Consider the following 17,539-nt stretch of genomic DNA (forward strand, 5'->3'; position numbering starts at 1 on the left):
GCAGTCTCCCGCACAGCGCCGAAACGGAGCCGCTGAGTAGCGCAAATACCTGCTAGAACCGGAATTGTACGCGCCAGCGAGCCTGAGTACAGGCTCATAACCCGGCCCGGGACAGCTTCGGGCGGGGGCTGCCCTTCTTGCGAACGGTTCGAAACTGGACCCGGGTTCCCGGCACGATCGCCACGCGCGACGAGAAAAGCCGTATGGCTTCGCGGCGCTCTTCGGGAGTCAATCCGGCGGCATCCAGCAGGCGGTTCCAGTTGTGCCGCAAGTCGGTCAAGCTTTGAAGCCCGTCAAAGCCGGCGCCGCCGGCCTTGCGGACGTACACCAGGTCTTCGGTCTCGCTCACGGTGATTTCGGCGATGGCCGGGTCGGTCAACGACTCCCCAAGAACGTAGCCGACGATGGCCGCCATGAACGGCGACATCTCGGTGAACCGGTCGGGATGGAGCTTCTGGGCCAGCGTGGTCATGGCGACGCCTCGATTCCGTGACGCCATTATGGCGCGCCGTCAGTAGCTGGCAAAGAACGCGGCTGATTTCTCGGGATTGTACCCGCGGCGGTCGTAGAGCTTCGTCGTGGATGGGTCGCGATGGCCGACGGCCTTTTGGACCTGCTCCAGACTAGCGCCGTTTTCGAGGGCCGTCGTGATGAACGTCGCCCGCATGGAGTGGGCGGAGTAGCCGCGGGTTAGGCCGAGCCGGGCAGCGTGCTTGCGGAGCACGCGGTCGATGGCGTCAGGGGCCATGTGCCGCCGGGCTGTCCGTGAGCGGCCGTTATGGCGGAGCGGGCGAAAGAGCGGACCCTCGAAATCGTCGGCATGCCCGGCGGCGGCGAGATATTCCCGGATTCGCTGGGCCGTTTGCGGGTGGATCGCGAAGGCGTCCTTCCTGGCGCCCTTGCGAATGACGCGGAGCGAATCGAAGCCGCGGTTCTGGTGCTGGTCGCCGACTCGAAGCCGGGCAATCTCCGCGCGGCGCAGCCCGGCTTGAAGTCCCACTGAAATGATCGCCCGGTCCCGCAGTCCGGCCACGGTGTCGGCGGGCGGGGCGTCGAGCAGCTTGCGGGCTTGGGCCTTTGAAAATGCTAGCGTGGAGCCCTCATCGCGGTTGATGGCAGGTCGGCGGACAGCCGCAACGGGATTCCGGTCGGTCTGGCCGTGCTCGACGAGGTGCTTGAACAACGACGACAGGGCTGCCAGCCGGCACCGGACGGTCGAGGCCTCCGCACCTTCGGTCTCGCGCATGTAGCGCTCCCAGGCGATCACGGCCCGGTGGTCAACCTGACGAAGCTGCTGGGGTGCGGCGATTCCGCAGAAACGCATGAAGTGCTGCACGTCGGCCCTGTAGGCGCGGCGGGTTCTGGGCGACTTCTGCTTGGCGAGCCAAACGGCCTCCTCCGGAACGGCCGCAAGGGCTTCGATGGTCGTCGTGGCCGGCGTCCGCGCCTGACGTTTTGCGAGCGAATTGGTGGTCGAATCGGCGGTCTTTCCGGGCATGCTCCTCTACGTGATAATCCAGTTTATCATGCACGAGATTACCACGGCATCTCGCCTCGCGGCAAGCATCCCGATATCCCGATAGACCTGACGCGCAAGTTGCGGCGCAGCCGGGACGTGAGCTTCCTGGGATGGTTCTGGCCACCGTCGTCTTCGCGTTTCGTGGCCGCGGATGATTATCAACAATTAGATACCAATTATTCCAACGCGAAAGTCCATGAGCTTCAGGCGATCAGCGTGTTTCATCAAGTTGACCTTGCTGAAGAATGGCAGGTCCTGCGCTGGCTTCGTTGCGTCGGCACCCAATACGACGTAGGCAACGGTCCATCGAGTAGGATCGAATGTCACGCGTCGGAGCTCGGCGGCAGCCGCCGAGTGGCTTGATGGCAGTTTGGCCGCAAGGGTCTTACGGAACGTTCGCTCCTGCCGTATCAACTGCGCCGAGACGGCTCCTTGAGAAAACATGTGGCTTAACCCGCTGCTGTTCTTGTCGCGCCGCTTGACGTGAGCGAGAATTCGGCTCCGCGTGAGGAAATCTGCGGGTTCGATTCTGCTCTGCGAACCGCCGTACGGAATGTTCGCTTTGTCAAGACAGGCTGCATCAGTCCACTGCTTACACGCCCGCAGATTCCATTTGTCTTCACGCTCGTTGGGTATCCACGCGGGTAGTTTGTGCTTCAGAATCGGAATTCGGTTAACGGCTCGGTTCGTTTGTTTAACGAAATCCTCGTTCAATGAAAACCATTCACCGTCGGCCAGGAGATACAATTGGCCCTGGTACGTAACCTCTGCCACGAGGCAGCGATAGACCGGGAAAGCCGCTCGCTGTTGGCCGGAAGACGGATCGACCAAGACAATTTTGTGGCTGTTCTTGGCAGCTAATAACGTGCTGCTCACCCTGCGCTCGCGAGCATCTAGGTACGTTTGCACCGAGCTATCAAAGTCGTTTCCGGTCGGTTGAAACAACTTTGCATCCATGTCGGCCGAGTCTGCAATTATCTCGGGGATGGCGAGGCGTATCCCCGTGTGATTATTGCCGTCAAGTCGGGCCTCCAGCTCGCTATCAAGGGCTACGAGTGTGCTCGGATCGGTGATGCGTTGCACATTATCAATCCATGCGAATTGTCGGGGAAGCTTCTTGGTCGTGTATGCCTTGAGAAGCGCCGCTGCAAGTGCCGGGAGGTCTTTGATAGTCACTCGTGCCCCGACGGTGAGGCTTGCCCATCTCGCGGCGATCCGTTCGCAGACTTTCGGGTCGCGGGAACGAGCTTCCATGCCTCGGAGCAGGTCGGTGTCCAAGTCCATTCGGAAGGCGTCCACCGAAGCCCGGTCGCTTAACTGAACACGGCCAATCCGAGTTCGTTCCTCGATTGTTCGATAATCAACGGCGTTCAAAGTCTCCGGATCGCAAAGCTGAAGCGCCGTTCGAAGGCCAAAGTCCGGCTCAAGTTTCCCCTCCGCTAGCAACGAGCGGCCGTACCCGAACGTCGCCGCAAAGATTCGACCGTTGCGCGGAAAGAAGAGCACGGCCGAGACATGCTTCGATTTGAAATCAGGCAGGTTGGAGCCAAAGCCGGGAAGCAAGAATGATCGCCAGCCTACAGGATTGGGCGGCGGCGCGAGGTAATGAAGTTGTCCGCCAGGAAGGACTGCCGTGTCAGCCACAAGCTTCTTGGCGTGTTTCCCGGCAGCGAGAGCGGATTCTGGCTTCTTCGCCTCGACTTTGAGCAGATACAGGCTCACGTATTCCAAGGGTTTGGTTTGTTTCGCTGGCATGACCGCTCCGAGCCCAGCCCACATCTTCGACATCAGCAATACTGCAATACTTACTCGTCCGCGCAGCAGCGACCGAATTGTTCTTTGCATTTTTGCGTCAAGTATTGATCCATCGCTACTAAAGCAGCGTCTCCAATTCGCCAAGGTCCGCTCTTGTCTGCTCAAGTACATTCCCGAAGCAATCTCGACAAAACCGGCGGGTTGTAGAATGTGGTTTCTGCGGCTGTGGCACGTCATAACAGTCATTGCCCTTGACAATGTCTGCGCCGCAGCGGCTGCACGCACACTTCTTGCCGGCTGTTGCCTTCACCGGTCTGCCAAGAGATGACCCAATCAATGACGGTGTCTTACCCTTCGGCATTTTGTGCCCTCTTAACCTCTCGGACTAATCCATTCAGCACATCCGGCAGAAGCTGCATGGCGGTCGCAAACTCCTCCGCCGACCACTCAGCTCTTTTCTTACCGCCCCCCACTTTCTTAGCTAGCGCCTCGTTCACCATTTGGAACGCCGCGATGAAGTTATTCCTTGCCCCAATCCCTGGCTTGAGCTTGTATGGAAGCTCAACTCCTTCCGGCCTCAGCTCTGTTCGATTCAGAACGAGCTTCGCTGTGCGCTTCGCTTCTTCGTTCAGCCGCCTTTTCGCCTCTTCCCACTGTTTTGCAGGAATCACACTGAACGGCTCAGCGGCGGCCACACTGCTTAGCGTGCGCTTCCCTTCGCGGCTCTTTTCGACAATCTGGCGAGCGAGGGTGGAATCAAGACCGAGGGCGTCCAACTTCTTTTCCAGATCTTGCTGGATGTCTGTATCCTCCGCTGTCGAGAAGTCCTCCTCGAATACGCGATCCACGATTTCGCTTTGGACCACCATGTCCTCACGAAGCTTCATGCGCGCCTCTCCCTCAACTACGGCGCGCGGCGGCTCGGGCTCTTTGCCTCCGGTGACGTCTTCCCAGAATTTCTGGTCATCGTTCTCAAACTCTTTGAATCGCTTCAGCTGCTCGTCCAAATTCATTCCGACATGGGTCACAATGTGACCATAGTTGTCCGGATGTGTTGGGTCTCCCTGAACCACAACACGGAGAATGCGCCCGACGAACTGGATGTACGGGGCAAGCGTTCGGAAAGGTCGAAAGATTGCGGCAACGCTAAGCTTCGGATGATCGAAGCCCTCGCCGAGCATTTGCACCTGGACAATACAATCGAGAGTCCCGTTGAAGAGGTCGCGCATCACGGCGTTTTGCTCATCCTCCTCTTGCTTGCTATGGATAATGGCCGCCTCGTAGCCCCGCTCCTTGTATAGCGACCGAATCTGCTGAGCATGATTGATCGAACAAGCGACTGCAATGAGCTGATGCTTGGTTCCCGTTTGTCTAAGCTGTTCCAACTTTTGAAGGCTGTTGTCAACAATCGAGACATTGCAGGGATTGGAAAGGGCCACGCCCCGGCTGAACCACTCCTCTTCCTTCATCTTCAGCACTTCGTCCAGCGTGTACGTCCGCTCCTCCCCATTTAGAGTGAACGTGAGCTCGGTCGGAGCCACGTAGCTCGCCTTAAGTTTCTTGATGTAGCCCTTGATGCTTGCGCTTTTGAACGGATAGCGGAATATCAAGTCGCCATCGAGTTCTTGCCGATCGCTTCGAAAGGGCGTTGCAGTGAGATTCGCGACCTTCGCGTTCGGGAACTTCTCGAATACTCTTTTCCAACTCGCTGCTGCGCCGTGATGCGCCTCATCGACGATGATCAAGTCGAAGAAGCTCTCCGAAAACCGCGTCAGCCACTTATCAATATTGGTACCAAGCTGTTGAATGTTGGTAATGACAATATGAGATTTTTCGCAGACCGATAGGTTACCGCTGTCGAGCGTACACACGTACGGCCCGCTTTTCATGTCCGCATCCGCCAGGACGCCCATGCGACGCCAGAAGCACTTCTGCCTGTTCGTTATGTCGAGCGCTTTGTAGAGTTCGTCCTTGATTGTCAGGTTAGGCGCGATGATCAGAACGCGCCCCGCCGCAATCCCAAAGGGAAGGATCGCGGCCAGTCCGGTCTTGCCGCACCCTACGGGAAGCTGAATGAGCGCCTTTTTTCCGCCGCCCTCGAAAAAGCTCACCGCCTGGGCATAGGCGTCCCGCTGCGGGTCGCGGAGATTGCTGTTGGTTTCAATGTTCGCCGCAGTGTCTTTGAAGTAGTCCTCAAGGCGTCGACTGCTTCGCATCCAAGCAGCAAGCTCCTCCCGCTCATACATCCACTTTTTGCCGACCTGCTTGGCTGGAATCCTACCATCCCGTGTAAGCTCATAGAGCTTCGTCTTTCCGAGCCCAAGGTATTCCGCCGCCTCATCCGTGCCGATCCATGCATCGCTCATTACGATACGATAGCAAATGACATCAGGCGGTGTCAATATGCCGAGTAGATACCGTGAGTTATAGGACGTCTTTAAAGGGATGCCGATGGCAGGGTGTGACAGGCGTCGGGCGTGGCGGTCCCATCTCACCTGCAAGCTTGGCAGACGTTCGGTAGTCGCCCTGCCGAGCGCCGGCCGAATCGCCGCCGAACAATCCGAATTCGTGGCGTGCCTAGGCTGTGTCTGACGGAGCGAGTTTACGCAAGTAACGCAGCATGATGCCGAGTTTGACGAAGGCCAGGAAGGCCTGACCGAGCTTTTCGAAGCGGGTGCCGAGGCGGCGGCATTCCTTCAGCCAGCCGACGGCCTGTTCGATGCGGCAGCGCTTGCGGTAGGTGCGCAGGTCAAACCGCTCGCCACGCGGCCGCGGCTGGTTGCTGCGGCGGGCGATCACCGGCTCGATCCGGCACGCGTGCAGGAACTGCCGCAGCGAGTCGTAGCTGTAGCCTTTGTCGCCCGCCAACTGGCGTGGCCAGCCGATCCGCCGCGGCCGACGCACGGCCTGCAACAGCCGGTTCAGCTGCGTCGATTCGTGCGTTTGGCCCGCGGTGAGCGTGGCCGCGAGGATAAGGCCGTGGCCGTCAGTAACCAGGTGGAGTTTGGATCCCCATCCGCCGCGGCTGCGGCCCAGGTCGTGGTCGTCGGATTCGAGCCGGTCGCCCGGGTGCTTTTTTTCGGCGCGCCGGCCGCGGCCCGCGCGGCGCGGATGCTGGTGCCGTCCACCAGCCACAGATCCCAGTCGATCAGGCCGTTCTGGTCGAGCCGGATCTGCAGCGCCTTGAGCACGCGGTCGAAGGTGCCGTCCCGCCGCCAGCGGGTGAAGCGATGATGCACGCTCTGCCATTTGCCATAGCGGGCCGGCAAGTCACGCCACGGCGCGCCGCTGCGCAGAATCCAGAGCATGCCGTTGAGCACCGTGCGATGATCCAGCCAGCGTCCGCCGCGTCCCTGACGCGGGAACAGGCCCTTCAGCAAATCCCACTGCGCATCGCTGAGTTCGTAGCGTGCCATCGTGTCCTCCCTGACACGACCCCATCATGCGCACTCGCCGCTCAACGCGCAATGCCTAACTCGCGCCGTACTTCATCCGTCAGACACAGCCTAGGCACGAAAGTGGCCGGGTGGATGCTCGGCCTTCGCGGCAACGCTCAGTGTTTTGATCCTGTCCTGCGACCCTCGTCGCCACGCGACGACGAGTTCCGAGCCGCAGCCATCTGCTCGTGAATCCAGGAATGCGCCTCGTTCAATGCCTTGGCCAGCGGGAGCAGGTCCGCGGGGCCGAACGAGTGCGCGTTGAGCGGCAGCCCGTCACGTTGTGCATGGTCCCCTTGGCCGTCTGGTTCAACCAGATCGCGGCTTTGACCTTGCGGTACCGGACCTCGTGAACCTGCCTGTTTCCCGATTTGGCCAAACGCACCTTCAAACCGTACGCTGCGGCCCGAGCGAACCACCCGGTACCCCGTTAAGGCAAGGTTGTGGCCGGGTGTGCCCCCAAACGACGCGGTGTCGGGTGGCGGGGACCGCTGCGCATGTACTTCGCCGCGAAGGCACCGCTCGGCACGCTGAAAAATCCGGTTCATCTGCGTTTTCCCCGCAGGCGGAGGGCGGAGGCACGGCTGCTGCGAGTTCGACGGCCTGCCGGTTGCTAGTCGCGGCCGTCGGGCACGTGCCGGAAGGACCGGCAGCAGCGAGGTCGCCGGGCCCGCTTCGGCCGGGTCGTAGCCGCTCCCAGAACGGGCTTCAATCGCAGGATCGCCCCAGGTACAATGCGCGGCGCAGGACGGCCCGGCGACGTGGGGCATGTCCGGGCGTCGTGCTCTTTCTCAAGTGCATCGCGTGCTGCTGAGCGCTTAACCCCCTCGTGGGGTTTGCATGCTCCCAAGGCCGGTGAGGGAGCTTAAATAATCATCCGGTGAAGGAAGGTGCGTTTGTCGTCGTTCATAGCCTCGACGGAGCATTGTTGTGCTCACCAGCAGGGAAACCTGCTGGTGTGTGAAGCAAATGCATCCTTAATGGAGGAATATGAAACAACGACAAACAAACAGAAGAATGACCCGAGTGTTCCACGTTGTCAATCCATCTTTTCAGTGGCCGGAGATTCCGTGTGCGGAAGTCCCCGACGCTTTCCAGCTAGTAGCTGAGGTGGACACATACAATTTGGAGCGGGCTATCGGGCTGACGAATCACATCGACCAGGACTGGTCGCTGAATCTCGGTGTCTGGGCAAAAGTGCATCCATGTCGCTCAACTTCGGTTGGCGACGTGATTGTCACTCCAGACAACGAAGCGTACCAAATCCTTAGTAGGGGTTTTCGTCGGCTAGGAAAAGTCTAGCACTCACTTCTTCTTACCTTCCGCGCCTCGGTGTAATAACCGAGGCGTCTTTTTTTGCGCCCTGTTTCATGCCGGGCAATCCCTAGATCTCAGGCGTGACATTGCCACCCGAATATGGTAGGCCGCTACGTATGTCACCGGCTCCCCTTGTTTTTGGCGCGCTGCTGCTTATTGGTTATCCAGGCGCCGCCGCCTACGCCCTGCTACTCCTGGCAGCACTCTTCGCGCACGAACGCCATTACGTTCTCGCGTACGCCACCTTGCTGGGCTTTCTGGCGAGCCAGTGCTAGCCCGGCCGATGTCATCCCGAGACGGCCGGACTTCTTTCCCTTGCGCTTAACGGTTGAAGCGGGGGCAAGGCCCCGAAGACGAACCTTGCCGGCAACCGCACGACGGATCATTACCGAACCACGAAGAAATCTCCTACGGGCACGTCGCTCAGAAACGGGCTGCGGGGTGCGGGTCGCTCGTTGCGGCGCTCCACCGATGTGATGAACAGCCGCTCGCGGGCGCGCGTAATGCCTACGTAGCAAAGACGCCGCTCTTCTTCGATGGCTTCTGGGTCGCCCTCGGCGCTGCCGTGCGGAAGAATGCCGTCCTCCAACGCAGGCAGGAATACAACCGGGAATTCGAGCCCCTTCGATTGATGCAACGTCATGACGGCGACGCCGTCGGTGTGCGCCGCGCCTGTCGCGCACGGTATACCGTGTTGTCGAAACTCGCGCAGGAACGCCGCAACGAGCTTGTGGCTCCGGACGAGCACCGCAATCGCCGACCAGTTCACCGATGCCGAACAAGCGCGAGCCTGCTCAACCACGAATCGCAACTCCTCCTTCTCGTCGGCCAGTATCGTCCATTCCACGGTCGCGCCGGGGCCAGACTCCGCTGACAGCCGCTTGGGCCAGCGCTTCGCAGCCTTTGAGATCACCGCGTTCGCGAGGGCGACGATTGGTGTGCGGGAACGGTAGTTGGATTCCAGCGTGACGGCGCGCACGCCCGGGTAGCGCTCGGAGAAATTGCGGATGCGTTCTACGTCGGCGCCGCGAAAGCTGTAAATCGACTGGTCGTCGTCGCCGACGACGCAAACATTGCATCCGTGGCCGAGAATTGAGGACGCCAGTCGATCCTGCCCCTCGTTCGTGTCCTGGTACTCGTCGATCAAGACGCACTTCCAGCGGCGTTGGTATCGCGAGCGCACGTCGGCGGCGCTTTCGAGCAGCTCGACGGGGCGGAGAATCATGTCGTCAACTTCGATCAGAGTGGCGCTTGCAAGCGTGGTTTGGTATCTCGAATAGGCGGCTGCGACCGCCTGCTGGAAGTCGTTCGCCGCCATTCGGCGAAACTCATCGGGGCCGACGCCATGATTCTTGGCACGCGAGATTGCGGCAACCACACGTTCCACGTCGTCGCCAGAGCCGCCTTCACGGAGTGCGTCACCAATGAGCTGCCGCTGTTCGCAGTCAGCAAGGACACGGAGCGCGCCGCCTTCGCCGGCGACACGGTGGTGCTCCTGCATGATGCGAAGCCCGAGCGCGTGAAACGTGCATACGGTCAAGCCGTGGGCACGAGAGCCGAGCAGCGACCTCACGCGCTGCCGCATTTCGTTGGCGGCCTTGCGGGTAAACGTGAGCGCGAGAATCCGCTCCGCAGCCAGCCCATCGCGAATGAGACGGGCGATACGGGCGGTGATCACACGGGTTTTTCCTGTGCCGGCGCCCGCGAGCACGAGCAACGGTCCATTTGGCGCATCGACGGCCTGGCGCTGCCTGTCGTTCAGGCCATTCATCAAATCTGCATTGGTCATCACAGAACCTCCATCAAAAACCGAGTCTTCGGTCTGCCTTGCCGTCGCGGCGATGCACGCCCCGAACGCAAGGCTCGACTGCCCGAACGATGAGGGAGGAGAAAGAGCGGTTTGGCGCGAAGCGCGGCCGCGCGCTGAGCCGGTCGGCTCGTTCGTGCGCGTGTGGCGAACATGCCATATCCCGGCTGAAAAGGCACGTGCCCCAGCGTCCGTTGGACTGTCGCGTGGAGGTAGAGGAGTGGAGCGGCCGATCCGGCATAGGGGCCGGGTGGATGCTCGGCCTTCGCGGCAACGCTCAGCGTTTCAAACCTGTCGTGCGGCCCTCGTCGCCACGCGACGACGAATTTCGAGCTGCTGCCATCTGCTCGTGAATCCACGAATGCGCCTCGTTCAGCGCCTTGGCCAGCGGTAGCAGGTCCGCGGGGCCGAACGAGTGCGCGTTCTTCCAGGTCTCGCCGTCCCGGTAGGAACGGCAGACCGTGACGTTGTGCATGGTGCCCTTGGCCGTCTGGTTCAGCCAGATTGCGGCCTTGACGTTGCGGTACCGGACCTCGTGGACCGGCTTGTTTCCCGACTTGGCCATAACGCACCTCTAATCCGTGCGCGAGGACCGAAGCATTCCACCCGGTACCCCGTTATGGCGGCATTTCCCGCGAACGTGCCGTCTGATTGTCGTGGCGGCTGCTCGCCCGCAGTCACGCGGTCGGCCCAACGGCCGGAGGCTGGCGAGGCTCCCTGTCGTACGCGATTCAAACCGAATGTGAACCGGAGTGTGAAAAGTGAGCACTCAGCGGCGCCATCCGCCGCTGAGTGCCTCTTGGTGTTACGCCGCGCGAACCCGCTTGCGATTACGGCGCGACTTGTCGCGGTGAGGTCGCTTCGTTCGAGCAACCTTCCCGCGTGCCGGGTGCTTGTCGGTTTCACCCTCATCGCATTCCGCCGACGCTGGATTCGCGTCCGCTGCGGCAATGGGAGACTCAGCGGGCAGTTCGCGCGATGGCTCCTCCTCCGGGGGAAGGCCCCAACTCTTGGGCTGAGGCAGCGTGCGCACGGCTTCGGCCTCGATCTCGGCGTGGTTGATGCCGAGAATTTCGCACATACGTCGAGCCTCGAACGCCTGGAACCCCACGCGGTTGCTGTCGTGCATCGTCAGCCGTCGAATCCAAATCTGCACTACGTCATGCAGCGCTGCCGCAGTGCGCTCGTCGGTTGCTCCAGCGCGCAAACGGTCGTAGCGGTCCCACGGGTCTTCGTGGTACATGCGATCCGCACGGCCGGATGTTCCGAACGACAACAGTAGCGACACGATCTCCAGCTTGGCCGAATCAGAGGGGTCGGCGGAAGCCCCGTCGGCAAGCGCTCGCGACACATCCTCGACGGTCAAGTTGCGAAGCTGCGTCTCGACTTGCTTGACGACGAACGCCTGGCGGCGCTTCTGATGGCGAGCGCGGCGCTCGTCCAGCGTCATGGGCTTCTTCTCTGCTTGCGGCTCGTCCTTGCTGCGACCGTTCTTGCGGCTCGACGCCTGCGGATCACCTGAGTCGATGTACACCAGCTTTCCAGCCTTGGGTCCATCGACCTGCATAGCAGGAACGGCGTTGGGGTTGCCAGCCTTGACGAACCGCGGCGCGTAGACGCGGTGAACGCGGTCACCGAAGGCCTCGTGCATCGCCTGGCTCGACGACCCGCCGCCGACCTGGACCAATGCCAATTCGGGATGGGAGCCGCGAAGTTCGGCCTCGCAGCGCTGCACATGGGCCACCTGCTTGCGCTCGAAGCACGCGGGATCGAGGCAGCGGTCGTCCTTCGCGAGCTTGCCGTTGCTGAAAACTTCCTCCGTGTCAAACAGGAGCGGATGCGCCCCGGAGCGCTTCGGGCAGTTACTGCAAGCACCCGCTTTCGCGTCCAGAGTCTCATCGTTCGGCGACCACGGCATGGCGGCAAGCGTGTGCAGATCGTCGTCGATGATGCGCCGAAGGTCGTCCACGCCGGGGAACCCGCGCCCGAACACCGGGTAGAAGTCATCCTGGGCGAGCGCGTCCTGCGTCTCCTCGGGCAGTCGGGCCAGCAGTTCCAGGTGGGCCGGTGACAACCGGCTCGCCTGCGAATCCGGCGACATCACGGCCTTCCGCCACGCTTCGGTGAGTCGCGTCAGTGACGCCCGCCGGGCTACGAACTGGGCATTCTTGCCGAGCCGCGCGGCCACAGCCTCCACGTCGAAGCCGTGGTCGAAGGCCTTCTGAATGACAGCGGCCTCCTCCAGCGGGTGGAGATTCTCGCGTTGCAAGTTCTCGGTGATGGTGACAGCCAATGCCGTCTCATCGTCGAGCTTGCCGACGATGGCCGGGATGGTCTCCAAGCCGGCCAGCTTGGCGGCGCGCCAACGCCGGAACCCGGCCCGAATCTCCCACGTGTCGGGTTGTTTGGGATGCACCCGAACCAGAATCGGTTGCAGCACTCCGTTCCGCTTGATGCTGCGGGCCAGCGATTTCAGCGAGTTGTTGCTCACCGGCCGGCGGCCGTTCTCGCTGGACGGCACAAGCCGGTCCAGCGGAAGCATGGTGATACGGCGCGCCGGTGCGGCGCGCTCCTTCTTCTTCACGGTAGCCATGATAGTTCTCCTGATCAGGACAATGGAACATCACGCCCGGCCAACGCGGCCGGGCGGTTGCGCATGACGATGGGGAAAGCGAGCGCTGACGGAGGGTGACGCGGGCAGAAACCGCGCCGGTCGCAGTGGATTTAGAACCTTTCTACGTACGACATGGCAGCGCCTCGCGGGCATGGTCCGCGTGACACTGCGACGTCACGGCTTCTACCGCTGCAGGAATGTTAAAGATGGGCAGGGACAGCGTGCCACGAATCACGAACTAATGGAAGGCCCCACGCTTGGAGTCTAAGGGTGCGTGCAATGCGGTGCAGGTTTCCTTAGCGGAGGGTTGTGTGGATGCCGCTGGGCATCCTGAGTTGCGGGCCAAAGGCGGCGATCACGTTGATGGCGCCCGCCCAGAAGCGAGCGGCGTTGCCGTCACCGACCAGCTCAGCCTCGATGCGCATCGCCTCCAGCATCTCCAGAACGAACTCAACGTTCTCGCGACATGCCGCCTGATACTGGGCAGTCTCGGGATTGGGGGGATAAATGACGTGGAGTCGATCCATTCCGCCAGCCTGCCACGGATTCGTTCCCAGCGCAAGCGATGCCACGAACGAACCCCGACGACAGCCAACAGGAGCGGGAGTACACCATGCAAAAGGTAGGGACGAGGGTGCTCAAGAAACGCGACTCGAACAACGATACGTCCGCCTTAATGTCCGCCAGCGGCCACAGAGGGGCCACTTACTACTCAGTAAGTTGTATATGACACACTCTCCGCTTTGAAGAACGACCGCACGAGTGACTTGCGTCGTTTGATGTTCTCGAGGTCGGCATTGACCCGGGCGACCAATGATTCGTTCGCCCGCAAGGGGCGCTTCGACACGCCGTTCTGTTTCGCGTGGTTCCACACGAACTCGTCGGGATTCAGGTCCGGGGCATACGGCGGAAGGAAATGCAGTTCCAGTCGTCCCTCCAGGGATTGCACATGCGCCGACACGCCCTTGGCCTTGTGCGCCGGCAGGCCATCCACGACCAGCAGCACCGGTCGGGCGCGGCCGCGCAGGAAGTCCTTCAGGAAGTGAATGAATACGCCGCTGTTCAACTTGCCGCCATAGGTTTTGTACCAGAACGCGCCGCGCGCATTCACCGCGCTGATGGCATTCACGCGCTGACGCTTGCCGGAGGTCTTCACGATCGGCGTACGACCCTTCAGTCCATAGGTCCGACCCAGGGGGCTGTCCGACTGAAAACCCGCCTCGTCCAGAAAAAATATGTCCGCACCCCGCCTTTTTGATCGTCTCCGCAGTTGTGGATACGTCTGTTCCTTCCACCGCCGAACCGCCTCCTCATCCCGCTGATAGGCCCGACGCAGCGGCTTCTGCGGCGTAATCTCCAGTTGCGCCAACAATCGTCCCACCGCCGGCAGTGTATAGCTTATGCCGAACCGCTCGAAGATCAGCGCGCCCACGATCTTGCGGGTCCACAGCCCGAAGTCGAAACCATACTGACGGGGATCTTTGCCGACGATCCATTGACGCACCTTGCGTTTCTGCCCTTCGGTCAGCTTCGGCTTCGCACCCGGCGCCTTGCGCCGATTCAGCGCCGCATCGCCTCCACGCCGGTATGACCGCAGCCAGCGATAGACGTTCGTTCGGTAGAACCCCAGCGACCGGGCCACGGCAGTCGCCGATTCGCCCGCCTGAATACGCTGAATCGCCAGCTTCCTCACATGTTCCTGGGTCGATCGATCCAGCTTCCGGCAGTCAATTGCTCTCTTCATGTCCCCATCTTAGCGCCTCGCCAGTTGTGTGTCAATATCTATTTACTTATTAGTAATGGGGCTTCACCTCCCTAGCCGGAAGAAACCGAGGCCAGATCGTCGATTCAAAGACGCTGCTGAAATCACGATGACAAGGAGGTCGCCTCAGTCTGAGGACTTGGTACCCGCTCCAAGTAATCCACCCACGTGAAGTATCGCTCGTCGGATGACATACGGGCAGCCGCCGATGCGTCTCTAAGTGCCTCTGTGATAAGCGTTGGGTCCGCATTCATCCGACTGAGTCGAAAACGTGCCTTCGATCTTTCGTAGGCGGCAGAGGCCTTATACTCAGGGTCAACATGCTCGGCGGCTTTTGAAAGGGACTCGATTGACTTTTCCAATAGGGACATCGTTTCCTGACGGGACTCGTCCGGAAGCCGTACAGCCTTCTCACGGCGCGCGACTCCGAGCTTCAACCAGCCGATGTGATATTTGGGCTTGACCTTGACCAACGATTCAAAAAACTCGATTGCGCCATCGAAATCGTCATGACGCATCGCATCAATGGCGTCCGAGAACGACTCCACTTTCTTAGCCTGTTGTTCAGTCGGCGGCACAGGTACCGCAGAGGTGGGCGCTTCCTTCAGCGAAGGCGTCTCGGGCTTGGGGTACTCCGAAGGATGAGGCGGCTGGAACTCTCTAATCCAAATCGCGTTATCCACAGTGACAACGGGACTCTTTTCTGCTTTGAACCGAGTGTATTCCCATGTACCCAAGTCTACGTTCTTAAGTCGTGTGAGAATATAGCCGTTCATGGACGCATCCAAATGTGCAAACGGCACCGACCGCCAATGTTCGTGTTCTTTCCCCTTCTGGTCGTAGGTAAAAAGAAACACAGGCTCGGTGACCGTAATTCCGTCGGGAGGCGCGAATGACGAAAGACCACATCCTCGCAGAAATCTACCACCTTCGAGCATTGCACCTGTCAAAACACCTCGCGTGTTCCACGGCTCGGGGCCATTGTCCTCACACTTTGCGCCAAAAAGCTGATCGGTTACATCTTCCAGAGCAGACGCAATTTCGTCAATTGGCGGTGGCGGAAACGGAACATGGGCATATCTATTTCGAAAAGTGTTGACCTGTCGAATACACTCCCTAACGGCTACACGGGCTCCCTCAATCTTCACTGGGACGTCGCAGGCGTTCCGCCACGCCTCAAGGAAGGGACCCAAACTGATTTGTTCGGCGTTTAGGAATAGTTTCAGTTTTGGTAGGTACTCTCCTGGGGGAGACTCAAGACGGGCCAAGCGCCAGAGTATGTCGATCCAGCGGTCAATGCTCCCGTCAAACGCACCCTGTTGGCCCTTGAAATCGCGTTCCTCTGGATCCCAAGACTGGCCGTAACAAAGCTCTCGACACCTGCGAAGCTCGGCGATGAGCCGACCATCAACGCCGGGCTTGTTGGCCTCGCAAGCCAAGCGGGTGATGCCGACAGCAGCAAGCGTAATCTCTACGGATTCCCAGATATGAATGAGGCGCCAGACTCGCTCGTACCCTTGCGCACCTGACGCCCTTCTGCGAATATAAGTGTCAACAGCATCGGCGATGGTTGGCCAGAGCCAGTCATGCCGCCGAGCCCTTTGCAGCTGAGAATCATCTCGCGCCAATCGCCTCTCCTTGCCTGTCCTGGATCCACGACCGACACCGGCTGCTTCAGCAGTAAGCCAACCAACGCCCGCAACCCGGTCGTGGGGTGCTAGGATGGGTTTAGATTATCGAAGGCGACGGTGGAACTGTCCAGCGAGCGGAAAATTGACGGGGGTCTGCTTGCGGCCCACTAATGATAGGCGTCGACGAGCGGGACGTGAGAATGAGGCCCGGTGGTGCATGGGCCTATGAAGAAACCTTTGATGAACTCGGGTTCACGCCGCGAGGGCCAGCAACGCGCTGGCCCGTTCGTCGGCTTCGGTGCGGTCGCCGGCGTGCTTGATCTTGCCCGCCAGCCGCGTGAGCGCATCGACGACGCAGAAGATGGTAAACCGGCCGCGCTGAGCGGCGATCTCCACGGCTTCCTTGGCGGCGGCGCGTGGGATGCCCTGCTTGGCCAGCACCTTGAGCACGTCGTCGGCGCTGCGCCCCAGCGTGGTTTCCATCGCCTTGCGAATCGTGGCGACGAAACCGTCGCGGCGCTGGTCGCGCTTCTCGACCAGCCGTCCGATGATCTCGCGGATCTGCCCGAAGCACTCATGCACGTTGGCCGTATGCTTGCGGGTGAACTCGACGATCTCGACCGCGTCCCACACGATGTGGTTGGCGCAGACCGCCTGGAACCAAAAGGTCTGCACGCCGACCGAGCGGCGGCCGACCTCGCTGTTCCACAGGAAAAAGCCGGGGGCGAAGGCCTCGCCGTCGATTTCCGTCCAACCGGCCGGGTCGATCAGAAACACGAACATGTCCTGCTCGCCGCAGTACAGCCCGGTGCCGCCCGTGGCCGCGGTCTGCGGCGGCTGAAAATCCGTCGCGAACTCGCGGACCATCGACAGCAAGTCGCAGTTGTACAGCCGTGTGTAGGCGGCGCCGTGAATGGCACGCACGGTGTCCTCGACCGTGAGCGCCTGGAGCGGCTTGCCGTCCGGCGGCAAGGTCTCGAAGAAAATCTGACTGGCGGTGGCCGCGGACACGCGATTGAGCGTGTCCTTGTTCACGCCGGCCAGTCGGCAGAGCTGCGAGAAGCTCCACTCGTTCATGTTGAAATTTCCGTCCTCGCCGAGCACGACCCGGCAGCGGCTGCCGGCCGGCTCGACCTTGATGGCCTGCGGCGGGTGCCAGCGGTCCACCGAGCGCTCCTTCTCCTCCTGGCAATGCCGCCAGAGATCGGAGAGCGTGTCGAACCGCTCGTCGGGGCCGCGCAAGTACAGCTCGTCATGAGCACGCGTGAGATTCTGCATGGTTTGGGTCCTTTCAAAAAACAGGGTTGACCTGGAACAGGCCTGCAAATGCACCACCGGCCTCGGCCGCCGGAAATCAATTCCTGGCCGACGAGAGCGGTCGTGTGATCTTCTGCCCGCGTATCGATTGAAAGGAACAGAGCGCTTCCACGGCGCCCCGGCGCCAACGGCGCCGAATCGAAGTGGAGTCGCCGCAAATGAACGATGAGAGGATGGCGTGCCGCCGGGCGGTGCCCGGAACCAACCTCTCGCGTGAGCGGTCAGGACTGCTTGTCCTGCGAGTGCTCGAAGATCCACGTGTGGGCCATGTCGGTGACCTTGGCGACCAACGGAAGGTCGTCGCGGCCGAACGAATCGGACTGCGCCCAGTTGTCGCCGTCCTTGTAGAGCCGGCGAAGCTGCACGTTGTGCCGCACACC

12 protein-coding genes and 1 pseudogene are annotated in these 17,539 nt (G+C 60.9%); all 13 read right to left on the reverse strand.

Annotated elements, in window-relative coordinates; translation table 11 throughout:
* Nucleotides 1-94: 94 nt before the first annotated feature.
* Nucleotides 95-472 (reverse strand): hypothetical protein, encoded by a 378-nt coding sequence (locus HS101_18330; GenBank protein MBE7508224.1) that lies wholly within the window; start codon nucleotides 470-472, stop codon nucleotides 95-97.
* Between the two features lie 39 nt (nucleotides 473-511).
* Nucleotides 512-1,498 carry a tyrosine-type recombinase/integrase gene (locus HS101_18335; protein MBE7508225.1) on the reverse strand — a complete coding sequence of 329 codons (987 nt, stop codon included), beginning with the start codon at nucleotides 1,496-1,498 and terminating at the stop codon, nucleotides 512-514.
* 186 nt (nucleotides 1,499-1,684) lie between these two features.
* Nucleotides 1,685-3,274 carry a TIGR04141 family sporadically distributed protein gene (locus HS101_18340; protein MBE7508226.1) on the reverse strand — a complete coding sequence of 530 codons (1,590 nt, stop codon included), beginning with the start codon at nucleotides 3,272-3,274 and terminating at the stop codon, nucleotides 1,685-1,687.
* A 347-nt stretch (nucleotides 3,275-3,621) separates the two neighbouring features.
* Nucleotides 3,622-5,640, reverse strand: coding sequence for a DEAD/DEAH box helicase family protein (locus HS101_18345; protein ID MBE7508227.1), 2,019 nt, complete (start codon nucleotides 5,638-5,640; stop codon nucleotides 3,622-3,624).
* Between the two features lie 211 nt (nucleotides 5,641-5,851).
* Nucleotides 5,852-6,690, reverse strand: a pseudogene (locus HS101_18350) (IS5 family transposase).
* A gap of 1,723 nt (nucleotides 6,691-8,413) precedes the next feature.
* The gene (locus HS101_18355) at nucleotides 8,414-9,817 is read right to left on the reverse strand and encodes an ATP-dependent helicase (protein MBE7508228.1); all 1,404 of its coding nucleotides are present in this window, start codon (nucleotides 9,815-9,817) and stop codon (nucleotides 8,414-8,416) included.
* Nucleotides 9,818-10,112: 295 nt separating this feature from the next.
* Nucleotides 10,113-10,400 carry a hypothetical protein gene (locus HS101_18360; GenBank protein ID MBE7508229.1) on the reverse strand — a complete coding sequence of 96 codons (288 nt, stop codon included), beginning with the start codon at nucleotides 10,398-10,400 and terminating at the stop codon, nucleotides 10,113-10,115.
* A gap of 240 nt (nucleotides 10,401-10,640) precedes the next feature.
* Nucleotides 10,641-12,428 carry a ParB/RepB/Spo0J family partition protein gene (locus HS101_18365; GenBank protein MBE7508230.1) on the reverse strand — a complete coding sequence of 596 codons (1,788 nt, stop codon included), beginning with the start codon at nucleotides 12,426-12,428 and terminating at the stop codon, nucleotides 10,641-10,643.
* A 317-nt stretch (nucleotides 12,429-12,745) separates the two neighbouring features.
* Nucleotides 12,746-13,021: a hypothetical protein gene (locus tag HS101_18370; protein MBE7508231.1), complete on the reverse strand. Its 276-nt coding sequence runs from the start codon at nucleotides 13,019-13,021 to the stop codon at nucleotides 12,746-12,748.
* A gap of 140 nt (nucleotides 13,022-13,161) precedes the next feature.
* Entirely contained in the window at nucleotides 13,162-14,193 is a 1,032-nt protein-coding gene (locus HS101_18375; GenBank protein ID MBE7508232.1) for an IS630 family transposase, read from the reverse strand.
* Nucleotides 14,194-14,315: 122 nt separating this feature from the next.
* On the reverse strand, nucleotides 14,316-15,839 hold the full coding sequence (locus HS101_18380) for a hypothetical protein (protein MBE7508233.1): 1,524 nt from the start codon (nucleotides 15,837-15,839) through the stop codon (nucleotides 14,316-14,318).
* Between the two features lie 255 nt (nucleotides 15,840-16,094).
* The gene (locus HS101_18385; protein ID MBE7508234.1) at nucleotides 16,095-17,120 is read right to left on the reverse strand and encodes a DUF932 domain-containing protein; all 1,026 of its coding nucleotides are present in this window, start codon (nucleotides 17,118-17,120) and stop codon (nucleotides 16,095-16,097) included.
* A gap of 260 nt (nucleotides 17,121-17,380) precedes the next feature.
* The coding region (locus tag HS101_18390) for a hypothetical protein (protein ID MBE7508235.1) at nucleotides 17,381-17,539 on the reverse strand (159 nt) is incomplete at its 5' end.

The organism is Planctomycetia bacterium (assembly GCA_015075745.1).
Classification (GTDB): domain Bacteria; phylum Planctomycetota; class Phycisphaerae; order UBA1845; family UTPLA1; genus UTPLA1.